General features: G+C 29.5%; 18 protein-coding genes. 7 read left to right on the forward strand and 11 right to left on the reverse strand.

Translation table 11 applies throughout. The annotated features are described in order from the left end of the window. The first annotated feature begins 2 nt into the window (after window positions 1–2). Genes SJY27_RS00780 through SJY27_RS00790 form a run of 3 tightly spaced genes read left to right on the forward strand, consistent with a single transcriptional unit; the run spans window position 3 to window position 3,621 of the window. Entirely contained in the window at window positions 3–1,235 is a 1,233-nt protein-coding gene (locus tag SJY27_RS00780; RefSeq protein ID WP_397446337.1) for an ABC transporter permease, read from the forward strand. 2 nt (window positions 1,236–1,237) lie between these two features. After that, the gene (locus SJY27_RS00785; RefSeq protein ID WP_397446338.1) at window positions 1,238–2,482 is read left to right on the forward strand and encodes an ABC transporter permease; all 1,245 of its coding nucleotides are present in this window, start codon (window positions 1,238–1,240) and stop codon (window positions 2,480–2,482) included. Between the two features lie 23 nt (window positions 2,483–2,505). Then, window positions 2,506–3,621, forward strand: coding sequence for an efflux RND transporter periplasmic adaptor subunit (locus SJY27_RS00790; protein ID WP_397446339.1), 1,116 nt, complete (start codon window positions 2,506–2,508; stop codon window positions 3,619–3,621). Between the two features lie 216 nt (window positions 3,622–3,837). Here SJY27_RS00790 and SJY27_RS00795 read toward each other — a convergent pair whose 3' ends face one another. Next, complete coding sequence (locus SJY27_RS00795; RefSeq protein ID WP_397446340.1) at window positions 3,838–4,653, reverse strand: DUF1853 family protein; 816 nt, start codon at window positions 4,651–4,653, stop codon at window positions 3,838–3,840. A gap of 56 nt (window positions 4,654–4,709) precedes the next feature. On the opposite strand from SJY27_RS00795, the gene SJY27_RS00800 reads away from it, so the two are divergent. Then, complete coding sequence (locus tag SJY27_RS00800) at window positions 4,710–5,381, forward strand: DUF2461 domain-containing protein (RefSeq protein WP_397446341.1); 672 nt, start codon at window positions 4,710–4,712, stop codon at window positions 5,379–5,381. Window positions 5,382–5,455: 74 nt separating this feature from the next. On the opposite strand, the gene SJY27_RS00805 is transcribed toward SJY27_RS00800, so the two are convergent. Continuing rightward, window positions 5,456–6,292 carry a hypothetical protein gene (locus SJY27_RS00805; RefSeq protein WP_397446342.1) on the reverse strand — a complete coding sequence of 279 codons (837 nt, stop codon included), beginning with the start codon at window positions 6,290–6,292 and terminating at the stop codon, window positions 5,456–5,458. A gap of 232 nt (window positions 6,293–6,524) precedes the next feature. Here SJY27_RS00805 and SJY27_RS00810 point away from each other — a divergent pair, with 232 nt between their 5' ends. Beyond that, entirely contained in the window at window positions 6,525–7,022 is a 498-nt protein-coding gene (locus tag SJY27_RS00810; RefSeq protein WP_397446343.1) for a DinB family protein, read from the forward strand. A 42-nt stretch (window positions 7,023–7,064) separates the two neighbouring features. On the opposite strand, the gene SJY27_RS00815 is transcribed toward SJY27_RS00810, so the two are convergent. The 4 genes from SJY27_RS00815 to SJY27_RS00830 are packed head-to-tail and all read right to left on the reverse strand — an operon-like array spanning window position 7,065 to window position 11,636. Further along, window positions 7,065–8,069, reverse strand: a complete 1,005-nt coding sequence (locus tag SJY27_RS00815; protein WP_397446344.1) for a DUF6695 family protein — start codon at window positions 8,067–8,069, stop codon at window positions 7,065–7,067. A gap of 6 nt (window positions 8,070–8,075) precedes the next feature. Beyond that, a complete protein-coding gene (locus SJY27_RS00820) occupies window positions 8,076–8,321 on the reverse strand; it encodes a DUF6095 family protein (RefSeq protein ID WP_397446345.1) in 246 nt (81 codons plus the stop codon). Next, window positions 8,321–9,130, reverse strand: a complete 810-nt coding sequence (murQ, locus tag SJY27_RS00825) for an N-acetylmuramic acid 6-phosphate etherase (RefSeq protein ID WP_397446346.1) — start codon at window positions 9,128–9,130, stop codon at window positions 8,321–8,323. The genes SJY27_RS00820 and murQ overlap by 1 nt, the downstream gene beginning before the upstream one ends. A gap of 28 nt (window positions 9,131–9,158) precedes the next feature. Next, window positions 9,159–11,636 carry a M14 family metallopeptidase gene (locus tag SJY27_RS00830; protein ID WP_397446347.1) on the reverse strand — a complete coding sequence of 826 codons (2,478 nt, stop codon included), beginning with the start codon at window positions 11,634–11,636 and terminating at the stop codon, window positions 9,159–9,161. A gap of 203 nt (window positions 11,637–11,839) precedes the next feature. Between SJY27_RS00830 and bshC the strand changes: the two genes are divergently transcribed. Together bshC and rlmF are read left to right on the forward strand one after the other, a co-directional pair. Further along, a complete protein-coding gene (bshC, locus tag SJY27_RS00835) occupies window positions 11,840–13,432 on the forward strand; it encodes a bacillithiol biosynthesis cysteine-adding enzyme BshC (RefSeq protein WP_397446348.1) in 1,593 nt (530 codons plus the stop codon). Continuing rightward, entirely contained in the window at window positions 13,432–14,289 is an 858-nt protein-coding gene (gene rlmF, locus SJY27_RS00840) for a 23S rRNA (adenine(1618)-N(6))-methyltransferase RlmF (protein ID WP_397446349.1), read from the forward strand. The genes bshC and rlmF overlap by 1 nt, the downstream gene beginning before the upstream one ends. A gap of 69 nt (window positions 14,290–14,358) precedes the next feature. On the opposite strand, the gene SJY27_RS00845 is transcribed toward rlmF, so the two are convergent. The 5 genes from SJY27_RS00845 to SJY27_RS00865 form a co-directional block, all read right to left on the reverse strand. Beyond that, window positions 14,359–14,961, reverse strand: coding sequence for a hypothetical protein (locus tag SJY27_RS00845; RefSeq protein ID WP_397446350.1), 603 nt, complete (start codon window positions 14,959–14,961; stop codon window positions 14,359–14,361). 75 nt (window positions 14,962–15,036) lie between these two features. Next, window positions 15,037–15,411, reverse strand: coding sequence for a LysM peptidoglycan-binding domain-containing protein (locus SJY27_RS00850; RefSeq protein ID WP_397446351.1), 375 nt, complete (start codon window positions 15,409–15,411; stop codon window positions 15,037–15,039). A gap of 41 nt (window positions 15,412–15,452) precedes the next feature. Beyond that, window positions 15,453–15,977: a DUF1573 domain-containing protein gene (locus SJY27_RS00855; RefSeq protein ID WP_397446352.1), complete on the reverse strand. Its 525-nt coding sequence runs from the start codon at window positions 15,975–15,977 to the stop codon at window positions 15,453–15,455. Between the two features lie 21 nt (window positions 15,978–15,998). After that, complete coding sequence (locus SJY27_RS00860) at window positions 15,999–18,173, reverse strand: DUF4838 domain-containing protein (RefSeq protein ID WP_397446353.1); 2,175 nt, start codon at window positions 18,171–18,173, stop codon at window positions 15,999–16,001. Window positions 18,174–18,195: 22 nt separating this feature from the next. Then, window positions 18,196–21,084: a YaiO family outer membrane beta-barrel protein gene (locus SJY27_RS00865; RefSeq protein WP_397446354.1), complete on the reverse strand. Its 2,889-nt coding sequence runs from the start codon at window positions 21,082–21,084 to the stop codon at window positions 18,196–18,198. Window positions 21,085–21,087: the final 3 nt, after the last annotated feature.

Consider the following 21,087-nt stretch of genomic DNA (forward strand, 5'->3'; position numbering starts at 1 on the left):
GTATGTTTGACATAGATAGATGGAGAGAAATATTTCAAAGTATTAATAAAAACCGATTGCGTTCTGTAATGTCTGGTTTTACAGTAGCCTTTGCTATTTTGCTTTTTACATTATTATTCGGTATTTCAAACGGACTTGGAAATTTTTTCAAAACAGCTTTTGCAGATGATGCTCAAAACTCAATGTTTGTTAGAGTTTGGAGAACAACAAAACCATATAAAGGGTTGCAATCAGGAAGAGCAGTTCAGTTAAAAAATGACGATTATAATTTTGTGTCAGACACATATGCTAGTAAAATTCAATACCAATCAGCAAGAATTTATAAAAACTTTGTTATAAAATATAAAAATGAAGCAAGTTCTTATAGAGTAATGGCTGTAAACCCAGATCATCAATTTTTAGAAAAAACAATTATTAATGAAGGCAGGTATTTAAATGAACGAGACATTAAACAAAAATCTAAAGTAATAGTTATTGGTAGATTAATTAAAAAGGATTTATTTGGTGAAAAACCAGCTTTAAATAAAAGAGTAAATGTAAACGGAAGTTCTTTTCTAATTATTGGTGTTTTTTCTGATGATGGAGGAGATAATGAAGAAAGAAAAGCATTTATACCCTTAACTACTGCACAAAATATGTATGGCAATAATGATTATATAAGTCAGATAGCTTTAGGATATAACCCCAAATTAAGTACAGATGCAGCTATTGCTTTTGGAAACAAAATGGAGCGAGATTTACGTAAAAAGATGAACATTCATCCAGACGATCAAAGTGCACTTTCTGTTAGAAATATGGCAGAAGCAAATAAATTTGTGAGTACTGTATCATTTGCTTTGTTTATTATAATTATTTTTATTGGTTCTGGAACTTTAATAGCAGGTATTATTGGAATCTCTAATATTATGATTTTTGTAATTAAAGAAAGAACAAAAGAGTTTGGAATTAGAAAAGCCTTAGGAGCAAAACCATCATCAATTGTTGGTATGGTTGTGCAAGAATCTGTCTTAATAACTACCATTGCAGGTTATGCAGGTTTAACTCTGGGAACTTATCTTTTAAGTTTAATTGGTAATAGTTTAGAAGAAAAATATTTTATAAAAGACCCAAGCGTTAGTTCAGGATTAGTAATTGGAGCAACCATTGTTTTAATTGTATCTGGATTAATTGCAGGATATTTACCTGCAAAAAGAGCAGCAAATATTAAACCTATAGAAGCCTTAAGAGCAGATTAATTATGAAATTTTTATTCGATTCAGATACTTGGCAAGAAATTTACGGAAGTATTCGTAAAAATAAAGTAAGAACAGCAATTACAATTATTGGTGTTCTTTGGGGGATTTTTTTATTAGTTGTTTTACTTGGTTCAGCAAGAGGTTTAGAAAATAGTTTTAACAAGTTATTTGGAAATTTTGCAACCAATAGTGTTTTTGTTTGGACGCAATCTACAGATACTCCTTTTAAAGGTTTTCAAAAAGGAAGAAGGTTTCGTTTAACAATGAATGATATTGAGGTTTTAAAAACTGAATATTCTAATGAAATAAGACTTTTGGCACCAAGAAATCAAACAAATAATTTAATTATAAAAGATTTTAAATCTGGCGATTTTAGAGTAAGTGGCGATTATCCTGTATTAGATCAAATTCAGAAAAAACAGTTATTATATGGTCGTTTTTTAAATGAAAATGATATTTTAAATACCGCAAAAGTTGCAGTGATATCTGAAGATATGTACAAGCAATTATTCGAAATCGATGAAATGCCAATTGGGCAATACATTAAAATAAATAACATTGGTTATCAGGTAATTGGGGTTTATGAACCATCAACTACAGTAAATTTTGATGGTGATTGTGCTTACATTCCTTTTACAACATTTAAAAAAGTGTATAACACAGCCAATAATGTAGATTGGATGATGATTACTGCCAACCAAGGAACTGATATTGAGCAAATGGAAACAGATGTTATTCAGACTTTAAAAGGTTTACATAAAGTACATCCAGATGATGAAAGGGCTTTTGGAAGTGTAAATTTAGGGAAAGAAATAGGGAAAGTAACAGGCTTTTTAACAGGAATGCAATTTTTAACTTGGTTTGTAGGTATTGCAACTTTAATTGCAGGGGTTTTTGCAATTGGTAATATTTTACTAATTACAGTGAAAGAAAGAACGCAAGAAATAGGAATTCGACGAGCTCTAGGAGCCACTCCAAAAAGTATTCGTCAACAAATTATATTAGAATCTGTTTTTTTAACAACCATTGCAGGAATGTTAGGAATTATTTTTGGAAGTTTTATTTTATTTTTAATTGACTTGGCAATTGGACATGGAGATGATGCAGTTTTAATAAACCCAACCGTAAACATTCCAATTATTTTAGTAGCCTTTGTCACGTTAATTATATTAGGAACCTTAATAGGATTAATTCCTGCACACATGGCAACAGTAGTAAGACCAATAGAAGCATTAAGAGAAGAATAAAATCAATCACAATTAACTAAATCATGAGTAAAAAAGCAAAAATTATTTTAATTATCATAGCAATATTATTTGTTGTTGCATTAATTTGGTTCGGAAAAAAGAACAAAAAAAGTATTGTAGAATACGAAACCGAAACACCTTTTAAAACTACAATTGTTAAAAAAACAGTGGCAACAGGTATTGTAACACCTTTAGAAGAAATTGAAATTAAGCCGCAAATAACAGGTATTATTGATAAAATTTTGTTGACAGAAGGCGCAAAGGTTACCAAAGGAGATTTAATTGCCATGGTAAGAGTTGTACCAAACGAACAATCGTTAATTAGTGCTAAAGGTAGGGTTGATAATATTAAATTAAATGTAGACAACGCAGAAATTGCTTTTAAAAGAAATAAAAATTTATTTGATAAAGGGGTTATTTCTAAGCAAGAATTCGAACGTTTTGAATTAACATATAATCAGGCAAAGCAAGATTTACGAAATGCTCAAAACGATTATGTTATTATTAAAAGAGGTTCTGCAGCATCTGGAGGCGCTGCCAACACTAATATTATGGCACAAATGTCTGGAACAATTTTAGAGATTCCTGTAAAAGAAGGAGATCAAGTAATACAGGCAAACAATTTTAATGCAGGTACAACAATTGCTTCTATTGCAGATATGAGTAAGATGATTTTTGAAGGAAAAGTAGATGAATCTGAAGTTGGCAAACTAGTAAGTGGTTCAGATATTGAAGTTTCTATTGGTGCTATTGAAGGTGTAAAGTTTCCTGCAAAATTAAATTTTATTGCACCAAAAGGAACCGAAGAAGGTGGTGCAGTGCAATTTAAAATAAAAGCTGATGTTTCTTTAGATGATAAGTATTTTATAAGAGCTGGGTACAGTGCAAATGCAGATATTGTTTTAGAAAAAAAAGACAGTGTTTTATCTGTAAAAGAAGCAGTTTTAAGATTCGATAAAGATTCTGAAGAGCCTTATGTAGAGGTAAAACAAGAAGATGGAACTTTTAAAAAAGTAACCTTAAAATTAGGGACTTCAGATGGTGTAAATGTTGAAGTTTTAGAAGGGGTAAAAGAAGAAGATGAAATTAAAATTTGGAATAAGGCGTCAAAAGGAGATGAGAAAATTGAGAATAAGTAAGATCATTATTATCACATAATTAAAAAAGAGACTATCAGAAAAGTATTAAAATTTGTCATTTCGACTGCAATGGAGAAATCTTATTTATTGATAATTAAATATATAGTTTTTTCGACCTCGCTCAAAATGACATCCAAACCTACTTTTCAGACAGCCTCATAATTAAAAAAAAGGAACTCAAATTTGAGTTCCTTTTTTTTGTTTAAAAACTTAAAATCAACTCCACCAAACTAAAAACATCTTCTCTATGGCACCACTTGGTAATTTTAACCAACATAAAGGAGAAAATTGTCGCGCCAAATAATCAGAAGAAAGTTCTTTAAAACGCTCATAGTTTAACCAGTTTACATTTTGATGAGGTATTACCAACCAGTCTTTTTTATTGGGGATATAAAACTTGGCATCAGTAAAAAGAGATAATTGTTTTTTGTTGATGTAAAACCCAGCAATACAATTGGTATTTAATATTTTTAATGGCATGTTTCTATCCGTAAATGGCACAAATATTTGGGCTTTAAAATACACTTGTTGTTCTATTTCTTTAGCATTTAAATTGATGCTTTTTAAATACATTTTGCATTCATCTGTATAGAGTAGAGGCAGTTGCTTTTCTTTTAGTTTTTTTAGTTTTTCAATTAAAGCATCTTTTCTGTTAGGGCCAATACAATGGTCAATTTCAGTTTTGCCAACGTTTTTATCAATTAAATAGAATTTATAGATAATCTCTAAATGTATTATAGATTTGTCTTTTTTTAAAATACAATCCAATTCTCCTAAAGTTCTTTTTTGTTGCTGAATTTGAATATTTTCACATAAAATAGAAATATCTTTTTCTTGGGTTATTTGATAAGAAACAAAACGCTCTATATATTTACCCAATCTTAACTTTTCGTCAATTTCAATATTTATTTTTTTTGATACATTTTTAATCTCAAATTGATATAAATCAAAAACAACATCCTTTTTCCACAAACTTGGTGTTTGCAAAAATCCTTCATACCTACGTTTAATGTCTTTTGTTTTTTGATGCATTTCAAATTCGAAGTTACAAATCTATTTTGTAACTTGAACTTTTAAAATCCTTATTAATGCAGATAGAAAAATCGACGTTTCAATTTTTAAAAGATTTACAAAAAAATAATAATAGAGATTGGTTTACAGATCATAAACCCATTTATACAGAAGCACAACAAAATGCCAAAGCGGTTTTTGCAGCTGTACATCATAACTTAGAAATGCACGATGAAATTGAAAAATCTAAAATGATGCGTATTTATAGAGATGTTCGGTTTTCTAAAGATAAAACACCTTATAAAGCACATTTTGCAAACTCCTATTCTAGATTAGGAAAAGAACTTAGAGGTGGTTATTTTTTAAGAATTAGACCAGGAGAATCTTTTTTAGCTGGTGGTTTTTGGGAACCTAATAAAGAAGATTTATTCAGGATTCGTAAAGAAATTGAAATGGATGCTACAGAAATCAAAGACATTTTAAAAGAAAAAAATTACATCAAACATTTTGGAGGTAAATTTGAAAGTTTTGGCGAATTAAAAACTGCGCCAAGAGGCTTTGATAAAAATCATCCTGATGTAGATTTGTTACGTAAAAAAGGTTTTATTGCCACAAAAAATTTTACAGATAAAGAAGTGTTGTCGTCAAATTTTGTAGATCTGGTTGATGATAGTTTTAAAGCGTTAAGACCTTTTTTTGATTTGTTTAGCGATATTTTAACCACAAATTTAAATGGAGAACAGATTTAAAAATTATACATAATACTTAAAAAGCTTATTGAAATTGATTTCAATAAGCTTTTTTATTTTTTTAGTTATCCAATTTAATTAGACTTTCTACTAGTTTTTGTGTCTTTTACAGCTCTTTTTACAGATGGATTGCGTAAATCTTGCCTTCTCTCTGTAGAGGTAGTTCTTTTTCGAACTTCATTTTTCTTAATTGATTTTCTTTGAGAACTTCTAACATTTCTATCTGAAGATAACCTCTTATTTACATCGTTTTTTCGATATACATGTGTACTTTGTCTTCTAGAAACTGAGCTGTTGTTTCCACTTAGAGTTGCAGATTTTCTTCTTTTTATAATCTTACTTCTATTTCCAATTCTAGCATTAGGTTTGGCCCTGTAATAAAAGAAATTACGGTCTTCTCTTATTTGTACATAATTTCTTCTAAAAGCGTTATCTCTAAAAAAAACATCATTATAACCAAATACATCACCAAAATTTATATTAAATCTAATGCCATTATCGTAATAGAAATTTCTTACATTTCCTTGAAAAATAGGATATCCCCATCTGTCATATCGCACTCTTAAATCGCCTACATTGGTTAATCTATTTCTAAAGTAGTTTAAGCGAATGTTTCCAATTCTAGTAACATTACCTCTAAAATCATATCGTAAACGTACGTTGCCAATTCTCTGAATTCTACCTCTAAAATCTCTAACTATTCTTACTCTTCTATTGTTGGTATTTATATCAAAATCAAAATCGCCATTGGTAAAAATAAAAAATTCAATTCCTTGTTCAAAGAAGTTAACAGCATTATTATAGGCATAATAATTTACCCCAAATCTGTTCGATACATTTTCGCTTTTTTTAGCTTCAACAGTAGAAACCATCAAAAACATTGCTAATACTATTAGTACACCTTTTTTCATAATATGTGGTTTAAAGGGTTTGGCCTACTCTAATTGCTTTTCGGCTTTCGCATTTGTTTTAATAATTTCAAAGAACGTGCCAAAAATTAAAATGGCTATTACTATTTTCGTTTTAATAGTTGTATTGTGTTGATAAACAATCACTTACATAGTGCGTGCGTTTTTTCTAAAAATAAAGGAATAACCCGTAAATTTTTTTTATAAATTACGACTGATATTCAAAATAGATGAGATGATCAATGCCATTGTAAAAAACTTAGAAAAAGGAATTAAACTATTAAATACTATTACAGATGAACAATACTCTAACGCAACAATACTTCCTTACTGTGCTAGTATAGGTTGCCACTCGCGTCATATTTTAGATGTTTTTTCTTGTGTTTTAGATGGATTTTCAGTGCGAAATATTGATCTTACCAAGCGTAAAAGAAATGAGAGTGTGGAATTAAATACAGCAAATGGTATTGCTTATTACGAAGCTATAATTCATCAAATAAATAAATTTTCTATACAAGATTTAAATATTCAAGTTAACGTTATAGACGATTTAGGCTTAGGAAAAGTACAAGCTACTTATACGCTTGGTGCAATTTTAATGCAAGCACAAAGTCATGCCATTCATCACTTTGCTAGTATTGGTTATATTATTTATCAATTAGGGATTGAGCTGCCTGAATCTGATTTTGGATACAATCCTACAACACCGAATAAAAACTTAAAAGCATCATAAGTTACTAAGATCATGTATCTATAAAAAACCTGTTTACTGAAATTATTTACGTTTAAAGCAATATTTTACCTTATTTTGAATACTATATACTTCATTACAATTAGAAGGATGTATAAATTTAAACGTCATGTTCATATTAAAGTTAACATCATTTAATACAAAATAATCTTCAAATTCTTTATTTCCATCTGCATCATATCTAGCAATCAAATAGGTTAGGTTGTTGATTTGTTTTTCAATTACAAACCATGCACCACTTCCAATTCCACCTAGCCAAGAACCTTTTTTTGGCTCAAATATTTCAGTTTTGGGTAGTTCAGTGCCAATTAAATTTAATGCAGTATCAAACGTATTAAAAAATGATGCCTTGTATTCTTTAAGAATTGATCTGTTTTTATAAAGCGTTACTTCTTGATGTTGTACTTTGTATATTTTTTCTGAAGTTGATCCTTTAATCACATTGCCAATTGGACTTGGTGTAAAAAGATTAGAGTTTTTTAAATGCCATTTGATTTTTTTATGATTGGTAGATGCAATAATAACATCTGTAACAAAACGTGCACAATTTGTACCTTTTTTTATAAAAGCACCATAAGGCAACTCTTTTAGATCAATTAAATTTTCTATAAAATGTAAAGCTTCAGAATAATTAATTTGATTGTTTGTACCTGCAACTAATCTGCCAGAACCATGTGTTTTTTCTGGATGCTTTTCAATCCACAGTAAAATTTCTTCAAGATTTATAAGTTCGTTGTGTTTAAAATCAGCGTTTATTTTAACCTGTAATTCAGGGTCTGTTACTGCAGATCTTGTTCTTCCAAACCCATTAGAGGTGATATATCTGCCAAAATCAAAATATTTAATTTCAGAATCATTTTTTCTGATGAGTAACAATGCTGCGTGTCCTGCTTGGATAGCATGTTTACTTCCAATACCAATTTTTGGCCAAAATTTACTAGAAAATTCTCTGTATGCAGGCCTTACAACAGTATCTGGATAAGATAAAATAATAATAATCCCATCATTTTTTTTGCTTACTGTACTCAATGAATTTTAATCTTTGTTAAAAATTGCTTTTTGAAGTATACCAAATGTTTTGAAAGCAAAATACACCGTAAAAATTACAAGGAAACAACCTAAACCAAAAAACAAATAGGCAAAATATATTTTCGGAGCCTCAGTAAAGTTATCTATGGCTTTAAAACTCATCGTAATAACAATAGGAGAGGCAATAAATAAAAGAATTAAAATTCCTAAACGAATTAAAGCTTTACCCAGTAAATTAGTGTCTGTACTCATTATTTATAGTTTTCAATGGCATTTCTAACATTTCCGAATTCGTTCAATAACTCCCCCGCTTTTTTTAAGTCGATATTTAATTCTTTAGCTAACATTTTTTGGCCTCTTTCTACCAATTTATTGTTAGAAAGCTGCATGTCTACCATTTTATTTCCTTTAATTTTACCCAATTGAATCATAGTTGCAGTTGATAGCATGTTAAGTACTAATTTTTGAGCTGTACCCGCTTTCATTCTAGAACTTCCTGTTACAAATTCAGGCCCAACAATTACCTCAATAGGATATTGTGCGGTTTTAGAAAGCGGACTGTTTGTATTGCAAGAAATACTGCCTGTACTAATGTTATGTTGATTGCATTTTTCTAAAGCAGTAATTACATAAGGTGTAGTGCCAGAAGCAGCAATACCCACAACAACATCGTTATCAGAAATTTGATGTTCTTGTAAATCTAACCAACCTTGGTTTTTAGAATCTTCTGCAAACTCAACTGCTTTTCGAATTGCAGTATCTCCACCAGCAATTAAACCAACTACTAATTCATGAGGCACACCAAAAGTTGGTGGACATTCAGAAGCATCCACAATACCTAATCTACCAGAAGTTCCTGCACCAATATAAAAAAGACGTCCACCATTTTTTAGTCTTTCAACAATTTTAGTTGTTAAAATTTCAATTTGTGGCAATGCTTTTTCTACAGCTAAAGGAACTGTTTTATCCTCATTATTAATATTAATTAATAACTCAGAAACCGTCATTTTCTCTAAATGATTGTACTTGGAATCTAGCTCAGTAGTTTTGATAAAACTCATAGATTAACAACTTAATTTTAAATATTTATTATTTGAGTTTATCCGAATTCAATAAAAATACGGCATTGGCCAAAAACAACTTTCCATTGTCCCAAAAAGAACGAAATAAAGGATTGTCTACCATATAAACAATGCTTCCTCTTCCTTTTCTTTCTTCACCAAATAATAAGGTTTCTGGTAATTTTTCAAGAACATTTTTTCCTGCAAAACCAGAAATACTTGGTGCAGTATCTGTTAAATAAGCCACGTTTCCGTTTGGTAAATAACTATATGCACTACTGCTTCTTTTTAAAGTAAAATATGCATCAGTATAACCAAAAGCTAATGGATGTGTATTATCTACCTTACTTTTAAAAATAGCACCAGCAATTAAATTATTCGCATTTTCTCTTTCTTGTGCTGCATATGGAATCATATTTGGTTCATCATCACTTTTATCTTTAGTATCTTTTCTTTTTAATGAAAAACCTTTTTTGCCAGCAAAAGAGTTTAAAGCGCCACCAATGGCAATTAGTGTTCCACCAGAACGCGTCCAATTGGTTAACTTTTCTAAAGTGCTTTTCTTTAAAACGCTACTGTAATATCCATTTGGTAAAATAATTACATCATAATTCGAAAAATCAACCCTACTAAAATAGTCAGAATCGATAATAGTTAAAGGATATTGCAACTCGGTTTCAAAGAAATGCCAAATTTCACCAAAACTTAAAGACGATGTACCTTCACCAGAAAGTAAAGCTACTTTTTGTTTATGGATTGGTTTTACAGAATACGAACCAAAATCTACACCAGCATCAGAAAAACCTGTTGAAGTTGTGGTAAGTTGGCGCATATTTTTATCCGCAATTTTTTTCAGTTTTTCATCAAAATTTGTACTTCTATTATCATTTCTTAAAATGATTAATGAGCCTCTTTCAAAAGAAATTCCATTGGTTGTAAAAGGTTTTTCTGAAAAGCGGGGTACAATATTGTTTTTTAACAAATCAGCCAAAAAAGTAGCATCCTTTAAGCTATTCCACTTCGTAATGTAAGCGTAAGCTGTTTTATCAATAACATTATTAAAACCAAAGTTGTTATTTTTTAAAGTTGAAGATACACTAGTTTTTGAAGCTATTGCCTTAAAACCATGTGCATAAGGTATAGACCAAGCAGTAATATCGTAGGTTAAAGAGTCAAGTATTTTAACTTTAGGTTCAAACAATACGTTTACCATTTTTCCTTTTGGTTGATTGGTATGCACTACTAAATCTGAAGTGTTTACATTCAATTTACCATCTTTTTGTGTTTCGTAGATATAGCCTTTTACGGTTCCGTTTTCAGTATTTTCATAACTAATTTCATGCTTGTCTAGTAAAGCTTTTAAACGATTTATTTTATCCTGATTGTCGTTCTTTACAACAAAACTTTTGTATTTTAAATCAGTATTATCAAAATATTTTTTAAACTCGCTATTTAATTTTGCAGCATTTTTGCTAGACATTTCTACAGTAGAAAGCCCTGTAGTTTTATGATGAATTGCTCTGTCTTTAAGTGTTAAAACTTCACCTTCATCTGTTTGTATTGCTAAACCAGCTCTTCCATGGCCAGCTTGTTCGTACGTCATACCAATGGCGCCCATAAAAGTTGGGTAAGTGTCTCCATAACTTGGGTACAATAAATCAAAACTTTCTTTTGTAAAATACAACCATCCTTCCTTATCAAAATATTTTGCGTGGTTTTTGCCAATTTCGGTTTGAAAATCGCGTTGCCAATCTGTAATAATTTCGTGAAAAGGTGCAGCAGCAGGTGCAAAATAATAAGGACTATTAATGCCTTGCTCATGAAAATCTACATGAACGTGTGGCATCCATTTGTTGTAAATTTTAATTCTTTGTTGGCTTTCTATTTGAGTTGCCCAAGCCCAATCTCTATTCAAATCAAATAAATAATGGTTAGGTCTTCCTCCTGGCCAAGGTTCGTTATGTTCTTTGGCATCTTGGCCAATATCATAAGGTGTACTTTTTACTTGGTTGTACCAATTTACATACCTGTCTCGTCCATCAGGATTTATACAAGGATCTAAAATTACCACTGTATTTTCTAACCAAGCTTTTTTGCTGCTAACCAACTCGTATAACGTTAACATGGCAGCTTCTGTGCTAGAGGCTTCATTACCATGTACATTATAACTCAACCAAACAATGGCTTTTTTATTTTCTGAATTTTCTGATAAAATGCCAATTTGAGAAAGATTTGCTTTTCTAATATTTTCTAAATTATCAATATTTTCTTGTGATGAAATATAGGTAACATATAAAGGTCTATGTTCATTGGTTTCGCCATATTTTTCTAATTGCACATTGGTTAATTGGTTGCTTACATATTTAAAATAATCGACAACTTTATGATGTCTTGTAAAACGAGTACCAATTTCATAACCTAAAAACGAAGAAGGAGATTGAATTTCTTGAGCAATTAGAGTACTAAAAGTAAAAAATGCGATGATTAAAAGCGATTTGATTTTCATTGAAAAGAATTTGAATTTCATCAAAAGTAAGTAATAAAAGTCATTATTTAAAGTAGATAAAAGTGAACATCGTTAAAAAAATGTTAGTTTGATTTTCAATCTACGACAGAATTTAAAATAGTTGTATTTTTATCAAAAATTAAACAAGTTTTTATGAATTCTACATCAGCAGCTGATTGTTGTAAAAAATGTGTTATTGTTTTATGAAAGTAACACAAATCCCTTTTCAAAAAATAGGTTTTTTTTCTAAAACAATGTTAGACTATCTAGAGAAAAATCCAAAAATAAATCCATTTTATAATAATTTTCCAGATTTCGAAGGTTTTCAAAAGCAGATTGCAGAAAAACAAACATCATTTTCAAAATCGTCTAGATTAGTTTTAGCTGAAGCTTTAAAAAATCAATATGAATCTTTTGAAATATCAGAAAAAACAAAAACAAATATTTCTTTATTAAAAAAAGAGCATACCTTTACCATAAGTACTGGCCATCAGTTAAACTTATTTACAGGGCCATTATATTTTTTGTATAAAATAATTTCTGCTATCAACTTAGCAGAAGAGCTATCTGTGAAATTTCCCAATCAAAATTTTGTACCTGTGTACTGGATGGCTACAGAAGATCATGATTTTGATGAAATTAATTATTTTAATTTTGATGGAAAAAAGGTAACTTGGAATAGAAAAGATGGTGGTGCAGTTGGTCGTTTTTCAACTGACGGTTTAGATGCTGTTTTTGACGTGTTTTCTGAGCATTTAGGGAATTCTAAAAATGCGCAATATTTAAAAAAACTGTTTGCTGATGGGTATTTGAAACATCATAATTTGGCAGATGCTACTCGTTTTATTGCGAATGAATTATTTGCAAAATATGGTTTGGTAATTGTTGATGGAGATGATGCAAAACTGAAAGAATTATTTATTCCTTTTGTAAGAGATGAATTAGAACATGGTACTTCTTTTAAAGCAGTTTCTAAAACTATAGAACGCTTAGCAAATAACTATAAAATTCAAGTAAACCCAAGAGAAATAAATCTCTTTTATTTGGGTGATGATTATAGAGAACGTATTATTTTTGAAAACAATCTGTATAAAGTCAACAACACTGAAATTGCTTTTTCTAAGGATGAAATTTTTAAGGAATTGCATAAAAATCCGAAAGCATTTTCACCAAATGTAATTATGAGACCTTTGTATCAAGAGGTGATTTTACCTAATTTATGTTATATTGGAGGAGGAGGAGAACAAGCATATTGGTTAGAACTACAAGATTATTTTAACGCAGTAAACATTCCTTTTCCTATTTTGCTATTAAGAAATTCGGTGCAAGTTATTTCAGAAAAACAAGCTCGTAAACTTGCAGCATTAAATATATCTAAAGAAGAATTGTTTTTAAATCAACATGAACTTATTACGAACAAAGTAGTAGAAAATACAGCAATTGAAACCAATTTTAAAGATAAAAAACAGTTTTTAGAGCAACAGTTTCTTGATTTAAAGGAAGTCGCAAAAAAAACACATATTTCGTTTTTAAATGCTGTAAATGCGCAAGAACGCAAACAAATAAAAGGTTTAGAAAAACTTGAAAAACGCTTGTTAAAAGCCGAAAAAAAAAGACAAACACATTTGGTAGAACGTATTACAATACTGCAAAATGAATTGTTGCCAAATCAAAGTTTAGAAGAAAGACAACGTAACTTTTCTGAATATTATTTAGAATACGGCATTACATTTATTGATGTATTAAAAATAGCCTTAAAACCTTTAGAGTTACAATTTACTATCCTCGAAATATAATGAAAGACAAAGGACTTCACCCCAAAAATAAGTTTAATAAAGGCTATAATTTTGAGGAATTAACTCAGAATAATTCTGCTTTAAAAGAATTTGTGTTTACCAATACTTATAATGCTGTTACTATTGATTTTTCTAACCCAAAAGCGGTAAAAGAACTCAATAAAGCCTTGTTATTTTCTTTTAATCAAATTTCTGTTTGGGATTTTCCAGACGAAAATTTGTGTCCGCCAATTCCTGGACGTTTAGATTATATTCACCATTTAAGCGATTTAATTTCATCAGAAGAAAAAGAGGTTACCATTTTAGATATTGGTACAGGTGCAACTTGTATTTATCCGCTATTAGGAGTTGCAGAATACAATTGGAACTTTGTAGCTACAGATATTGATTTAGATTCTTTAGATACTGCTCAAGATATTATTGATGATAATGGTTTAGATCGTAAAATTGAACTACGTCAACAATTTGATGAACAGCATATTTTAAAAGGGATTTTAGAAGATGAAGATACTTTTTCAGCTACGATGTGTAATCCGCCTTTTTACAAATCTGCAGAAGAGGCTAGAGGTGCAAACAGAAGAAAAACAAAAAACTTAGGCAATAATGCTGTAAGAAATTTTTCAGGAAACAATAATGAATTGTGGTATGTAGGAGGGGAGAAAGCGTTTTTGCATAATTATTTATACGAAAGTTCGCTTTATCCTAAAAAAAGTAAATGGTTTACAAGTTTGGTTTCTAAAAAAGAAAATGTTGAAAGTTTGCAAAAATCATCAAAGAAATTAGGTGTAAAGCAGTTTAAAGTGATGCCTATGCAACAAGGAAATAAAGTTACACGTATTGCTTGTTGGCAGTTTTAATAAGTCCCTTTTAATTTCCCCAAAGGGAAAAATACTCTTGGAGGAAGCATAGTGAGAGTCTTTTGTAACTTAATGATAAACAGTATCATCAATTTTAAATTTTTTACAAACAAAATGTAAAATGCAGTACACCAACATGTGCACAAACAGTAAACATAAGAAAGCATACAAAGGAACTCCGAAAATTTGATATGGCCAATAATACGTCCATACACCAAGTTCTATAGTGATTATTTCGCCAAAAGCGGGTAATATTAACGCAAGTATTATAGCCAAAACAATTTTGTTTCTTTGACTTTTGGTTTTTAGAAGGGGTATTAAATTTCGTTCTAATTTGTATAGATAATGAAAAGCCAACATCCAAGCAAATGGCACCCACATTGGTATTTCTCTTGTTACTTTGTGGTACTCCCAATACCCATTTGCAACACCCCAAGTTTCGCCCACAACACCTCCAAAACCAGTTAATAGCATTCCTACCAACAATAACCAATTTTTATTTGTTTTAGGTTTTATTATTTCTTTATAAACGTTATGAATAATTTTTAGAATTAAAATGCCAGCAATTACAACATCATATTCTTTTAAAAAACCGATAAAAACACCTGCAATTACAAGTTTTAATATGGCTTTTACAATCTCTTTAGTAAACTCTTTAATATCTGAAATCAATTTTATGCATTTAGAAATCAAAAATAAAAAAAACCGAAACAATTTGCTTCGGTTTTATCAATGTAATTATTGATTTTATAAATTGGGAATTGTTAATATTTGACCAGGATGTATTACATCTGGGTTTTTTAAGATATCTGTATTTGCATCAAAAATGGCAGTATATTTCATTGCATTACCATAATAATGTTTAGCTATTTTTCCTAAAGTTTCTCCTTTTTCAACAGTATGAGTTGCATATATTGTTGTATCTGCCACTCTAATATCTGCCATAATATCAGAAGGAGTGTCGCCACCTATTTTTTTTATTTCATCCCAGAGAAGATTTTTTTCGTATTGATTTTTAGCAATACCAGAAACATGTAATACACCATTTTCTTCTTTTACATCACCTTCTTTAATTTCTAATTGTTGTCCTAGTTCTAGAACGCTTTGATATTTTGCTTTCATTTTTGTATTGATTTTTTTTGGTTTTTAATATTTAGGTTATGCTATCTTACTGTTCTTTCATCATCAACATAATAGCCTTGTTCTGTAAGATCACCATCAACTTCGCCTGCTAATTTTTCTTTTCTTCTCTTCAAATAAATTTCTTCATAATCTTGTGTATAGTGTGGAGAAGTAACTACATTTAAATCGAATTTAATAGTTGTAAATACATCCTTTTCTGTATTGGCTACAATGGTTACATAAAATTCTACATAACCAATGTTTTTGGCGCTATCATAATCTAAAGTTATGAAACCAAAATCATCTTTACCAATAGAGCCTGAAGGATAATCGATTTCTATACAACCACAAGAGGCTTGCACATCATATATAATTAAAGGCTCATTACCTCTATTGTAAAATTTATATTCAGCAGATAGCTCTGAACCTCGTAAAATAGGGTAGTAGTGACGTTCTGGATTTTCAATTTCCATTTTTGTTTTTCTAACCGTATTTATATCTGGTTTTCTAATGTCACAAGCACTAAAAGAAAGTGCTAGTAAAATAAGTAATACTATATTTTTCATTATTGTAAATTTAATCATTTTTTAATTAAATATAATTTCATCACAAGCCATAGCATTTTTACCTGTTGTGCTATGTTTTTTTATTTTGATGATAAAACTATCTGGTAATTGTATATCATCTAGCTTTTTAGGAAGTTCTATTGATGTTTCTTTAGTGTCTAATAGTTTTTGACTAGGTTGTATCTCTATTGCTTTAATTACTTTGTAATTTGTGTCTAAAATTTCTATGGTACTAGGATAGTAAATGTTATGTTTTGTATCTTGTAAAAAAGAAAATGTTATTTTTTCTGATTTTGCAATTCCTTTTTTATCAATTTTTAAGACCAAATCATCTACGGAACTGATATGCCAATTGGTATTATAATCTTGCAAACCAAAAGCACCATCATTTAAAGCTTGTGTATTTGTGTAATCTTCATCTAATTGAGATAGTACTTCAAACTTTTTTTTATAAAAATAGTGTTTTCTTTTATGATGTTTGTAAATAGATTTTCTCCAACTTTCTATGTAGTCCTCAATCTTATATTTTCTTTCGTTGTAAGTTTTAATTCCTGCAGATCTACTGTAATTCGTTAAATTATCTAACAATGTGGTAATTTCGTTTTTTACAATAATTTGTCGCTCACCATTTAAAGTTCCATAACCATAAATACCTAAGCCATAATCTCTCATTATTTCTAATTTTAAAAATGTAAGAGCTGTAGCTAATTTTAAATATTCTTGGTTGAATTTGTTATTTTCAGTATGCATATCAAACTCATTATAGAAATCAAAAAAAACTTTAGGATCTAAATATTTTTTTACAGTTTCATCAATACCACTGTAAATACTCAGTTCTTTGTTGCTTATTAAAAAGGTTTCATTAATAAAAGTAAAATAGTTGGTAAGTAAACTAGCTAATTTTTTGGAATACCTATTAGAGAAATACAAAGCTATTTCATTATCTATATTTATATCAACATTCCATAAAAGTTTGGCAAATATAGTAGTTTTACAATTCTGAAAAGTACTAAAATCGTATTCGCTACCATGTAAAAAAACACCATTAACACCAAGCTTTTTGTATAATTTTAAATTTTTTTGAGTGGTTTTTAAGATTGGATAAATATCAAAATAATTATCAAAGTTTACAGTATAATCCCATATATAAACGTTATTTAGGTATGTTTTCCACTTTTTAATATCACTATCAAATTGTTTAAAATCTTTTGTGTCTTCTATTGGAATCCCTTTTTGAATATCAATGGTACTATAAAAAATACCTGTATTTGTTTCTGCATCAAATTTTGGTACATTTTTAACAGTTACATAAGCCGCAGTAAAAAACGATGATTTTTTGTTGTTTTTGGCTAATTTGTTTAAAAAATCAAATACAGCTGGTGCAGCATTTTTAGTAGTATTACCAATAGCTTTACAGGTATTACAGGTACAAACAATATTGTTGTCGTTTGGTAAAATCATGTATTTGTTTAGTGCGTGGTCACTGTCATATATTTCTTTTACGCGTTTATTTACATAATTAAACAAATCTGCACTAGTAAAACAAAATTGACTTTTTACTCTTTTATCACCAAGCTTTGCATAAACAGATTCTGGTAGTTTATACTCTTTTAGTATTTTTGGTAAATTATGTCCCCAAATTCCCCACTCTAATTCTAGATAATTTGTTTTATTCCAAGCTCTAAAATCAGGATTAAAATTAGGTGAGTAATAAGGTTCTCTATATCCAAAATTAGGAGATTCGCATCTGCTAAAACGCACAGGAACTTTAATTTCTGTGTCAAAATTAGGCGAAGTATTATTACCACTTATGTAATTAAGACTTGTATAATGTTGAAAAAAATCACTTATTCCGTAAATTAAATTTTGTGTTGATGAACCTTGTATGGTAATATTACCAGATTTTCGATAAATACAAAAATTTTCTTTTTGTGTTGGGTTTACTCTTAATAATACATAGCTATAGTTTTTATTTAAACCATTGCTTCTTTCTATTTTTAAAGTTTCACCAGTTGCTGCTTTAAACTTATTTCTAAAATCTGTAGCTGCTTCAGTTACTAGTTGATCAGCCGATAACGGAATATTTATTTTAGGTGTTATTTTCTCTTTTTTAGAAAACAATATTACTTTGGTTTGAGCACAAGTGGTTAAGCTTAAAAAAGTTATAATTAGATATATGTATTTTTTAAACATCATAAAGTTGGCACATTAAAAAACTTTAGAATTTTGTTATAATCGATACTCCTAAATTATATTGGTTGATAAAAAGAAGTGCGTTACTATCTGTAATAGGACTTTTAAAATTAATCCACGATCCATTAATTAGCAACATTGTTCTTGGAGAAATATTATGGCCATATCCAGCACCTACCAAAACGTTAGAGAAATCTAAGAAAGCTGCAGCACCTTCTGGCAATTGGTCGTTAAATGGTGCACTACCAAATGATGCAATAAAACTTACATAATCTCCTTTAGAGTTAACATTTATACGTGATTGTGTAGCAAAGTTAAAATAATTGTAGGCGTCGTCTCTCATTAAAGATACTTTTGCATTCAACCAAACATCTTCCCAAGTTTTAGAGGCGCCTAGGTTTAAGGTGAAAAAACTTATATCATTTTGTAAGTACGAATATCTAATACCAGCTTGTGCTTGGTAACCATTATCAAGACCTTTGTATGCGTTACCATACAAAATAAACTTTGGAAAAAACAGATTACCCATTAACACACCAACATCAGCATAAAGTGTTGGGTTAAATATTCTTGAATAATTTACTCCACCTTGTACACCAACACCAGATCTTCTTGCTGCATAATTTACTGCAGCTCCAAAAGTATTTTTTTCATCATACCTATAATTGTATGATAAACTAGCTAGAGAAGTGCTAAAAGGCAAAGAATCTGAGGTTGCTTTTGTATAAGTAGCTGCTAACTTATTTTTAAGTTTAGCCGCTTTTAAGGTTTCTAGAGCTAGGGTCCAATTTTGTTTTTCGAAAGGATCATCTATTTCTCTAAATTGTTGATAGTAATAGGCAGAATCGTATTGTTTCATCAATTCAAATACCAATCCTTTTTTATATTTTAAGAAATTGTCATTAGGATATTTTTCAATTTTTTGGTTGATAATTTCTAAAGCTTCATCATTTGGTTTTTGAATGATATATAAATTAATCATTCTTTGTAATGAATAATTTTCTGCCGGATTTAAAGAGTCTGAAAGGTTATAATCTGCTAAAGCTTCTTCAATATTACCTTCGTCTTCATTATTTCTAGCTCTATACCATAGTACCTCAGCCAAAGAATTCTTAATTTTTCTATCGTATTTATAAACAGTTTCTAAAGAGTCTAATACAGCAATTGCTTCATCGTATTGTTTGTTTTGAGCCAATAAACTAGAAAGTTTAATTTTAAAGTTTTTATTATTTGGATAAAAACTTAACGCACTCCTGTTGTAATTGATTCCTTTAGGATAATCTGGTATTGCAGAAGAAGCATTTATGGCTAAATCCAATAACTCTTTGTTATTATTTTCTCTTGTTAAACCATCTTCAATAACTTCTAATGCTTTTTCATAACGTTGTATTTGCATTAAATACCTTGCATATTCAACTGTTTGGCCCACATATATTCTTGGATATTTTTCACTTAAAGGATAACTTTGTTCTAAACCTCTAGTTATATTTAAGGCATCTTCATACAGCTGCATTTTTGCATATAAAGATGATTTTCTTAATAAATGGTCTGGATTATCTGGTTCTAAACCAATAAGTTTATCTACTTGATCTGTTGCTTCATCATATTGCCCTAATTCTAAATAAATACCAAAAATTTGTTGCTCGGCCTCTTTGGTAAAATCTGGAGCAGATGCCAAATCTTGAAATATTTCCAATGCCAAATCAAACTGTCTGTTTTCTAAATAAGTTTTGGCCCTATCATACATAATTAGGTTGTAATCGTAAGTAATATCTGTATCATTAGGGTATTTTTCGTGTAACTTAATTACTTCTTTTTCAAACCTTTCTTTGTCTTTAATAGGTCTATACAGTTCTTTTAATTGAACTTGAAGTTTTTTATTATTCGGACTCCTTTTAATACCTTTTTTAAGAAAATATTCAGCATCACCATCATAACCTTTTCCCATTGCTTTAGATACTACGTAGTTTTGTGACTCCGAATTTCCATTTTGTTCTAATAATTTTTTATTGATTTCATAAGGATCATTATATTCATTAAAACTAGCAGATTGCTGCATTAAATAAGGTAAGGTTTTTGCATGTATTTGTGGGAAACGATCTATTGGAACATCAATACCATTTTTAATAAAAGCAATGGCTTCTTCATGCCTTCCTAAATCTTCTAATAAACCAATTTTCTTTTCTATTAATTCTTGATCATATTTTAATTCTAATAAGGCTCTATTGGTAAATTGTAATGCATATTCAGGGTTACCTTTAAGCATTTCATTTCTAATAACACCAATATATGCATCCTTGTTGGTAGGATCATTGTCAATTACGGTTTTGTAGATTTCATTAGCATCATCGTAATTCTTTTCAGCAATGGCATTATTCCCATCATTTAACATGATGTAATTATAATCATTCTGAATTTCAGTATCATCAGGATATATTTGGTATAACCTTTTTAAAGCTCTTTCAGCTTCTTCAAAATTTCCCATTTCTTGATAAATGAGTATTTTTCTTCTCCAAAATCCTCTACTGTATGGTGTTATTTCTAATAGCTCATTTAAAAAACATATGGCATCAGAATATCTTTTAGTAGTTTGCTCAATAGTAACAAGGTATTTAAGAACATCGATATCTTTTCTACGTCTTTCATATACTTGTTTTAATACATATCTTGCAGTATCGTATCTACCTAACTCTATATTCGATTTACCTAAAAGTGTTTTTAAATCTAAGTCATCTGGGGCTAGTTGCAACCCTCTCCAACTCATTTTTGCTGCACGAGTAAAGTTTTGTTCTGCAATATCTTTTTTTGCTTCTTCATAATATAAATCGGAAGAAGCATATTGTTCTTGGGCATAGAATTCATATTGTGATAACAGTAAAACAACAAGAATTAAAATGGACTTAATTATTTTCATAAT

This window comes from Polaribacter sp. R77954, from assembly GCF_044595335.1.
Taxonomy (GTDB): domain Bacteria; phylum Bacteroidota; class Bacteroidia; order Flavobacteriales; family Flavobacteriaceae; genus Polaribacter.

What these genes read in the sequence shown, in the direction of transcription:
- SJY27_RS00780 (WP_397446337.1), top strand. Translation starts at nt 3, where the DNA reads ATGTTTGACATAGATAGATGGAGAGAAATATTTCAAAGTATTAATAAA.
- SJY27_RS00785 (WP_397446338.1), top strand. Translation starts at nt 1,238, where the DNA reads ATGAAATTTTTATTCGATTCAGATACTTGGCAAGAAATTTACGGAAGT.
- SJY27_RS00790 (WP_397446339.1), top strand. Translation starts at nt 2,506, where the DNA reads ATGAGTAAAAAAGCAAAAATTATTTTAATTATCATAGCAATATTATTT.
- SJY27_RS00795 (WP_397446340.1), bottom strand. Translation starts at nt 4,653, where the DNA reads ATGCATCAAAAAACAAAAGACATTAAACGTAGGTATGAAGGATTTTTG.
- SJY27_RS00800 (WP_397446341.1), top strand. Translation starts at nt 4,710, where the DNA reads ATGCAGATAGAAAAATCGACGTTTCAATTTTTAAAAGATTTACAAAAA.
- SJY27_RS00805 (WP_397446342.1), bottom strand. Translation starts at nt 6,292, where the DNA reads ATGAAAAAAGGTGTACTAATAGTATTAGCAATGTTTTTGATGGTTTCT.
- SJY27_RS00810 (WP_397446343.1), top strand. Translation starts at nt 6,525, where the DNA reads ATGATCAATGCCATTGTAAAAAACTTAGAAAAAGGAATTAAACTATTA.
- SJY27_RS00820 (WP_397446345.1), bottom strand. Translation starts at nt 8,321, where the DNA reads ATGAGTACAGACACTAATTTACTGGGTAAAGCTTTAATTCGTTTAGGA.
- murQ (WP_397446346.1), bottom strand. Translation starts at nt 9,130, where the DNA reads ATGAGTTTTATCAAAACTACTGAGCTAGATTCCAAGTACAATCATTTA.
- SJY27_RS00830 (WP_397446347.1), bottom strand. Translation starts at nt 11,636, where the DNA reads ATGAAAATCAAATCGCTTTTAATCATCGCATTTTTTACTTTTAGTACT.
- bshC (WP_397446348.1), top strand. Translation starts at nt 11,840, where the DNA reads ATGAAAGTAACACAAATCCCTTTTCAAAAAATAGGTTTTTTTTCTAAA.
- rlmF (WP_397446349.1), top strand. Translation starts at nt 13,432, where the DNA reads ATGAAAGACAAAGGACTTCACCCCAAAAATAAGTTTAATAAAGGCTAT.
- SJY27_RS00850 (WP_397446351.1), bottom strand. Translation starts at nt 15,411, where the DNA reads ATGAAAGCAAAATATCAAAGCGTTCTAGAACTAGGACAACAATTAGAA.
- SJY27_RS00855 (WP_397446352.1), bottom strand. Translation starts at nt 15,977, where the DNA reads ATGAAAAATATAGTATTACTTATTTTACTAGCACTTTCTTTTAGTGCT.
- SJY27_RS00860 (WP_397446353.1), bottom strand. Translation starts at nt 18,173, where the DNA reads ATGATGTTTAAAAAATACATATATCTAATTATAACTTTTTTAAGCTTA.
- SJY27_RS00865 (WP_397446354.1), bottom strand. Translation starts at nt 21,084, where the DNA reads ATGAAAATAATTAAGTCCATTTTAATTCTTGTTGTTTTACTGTTATCA.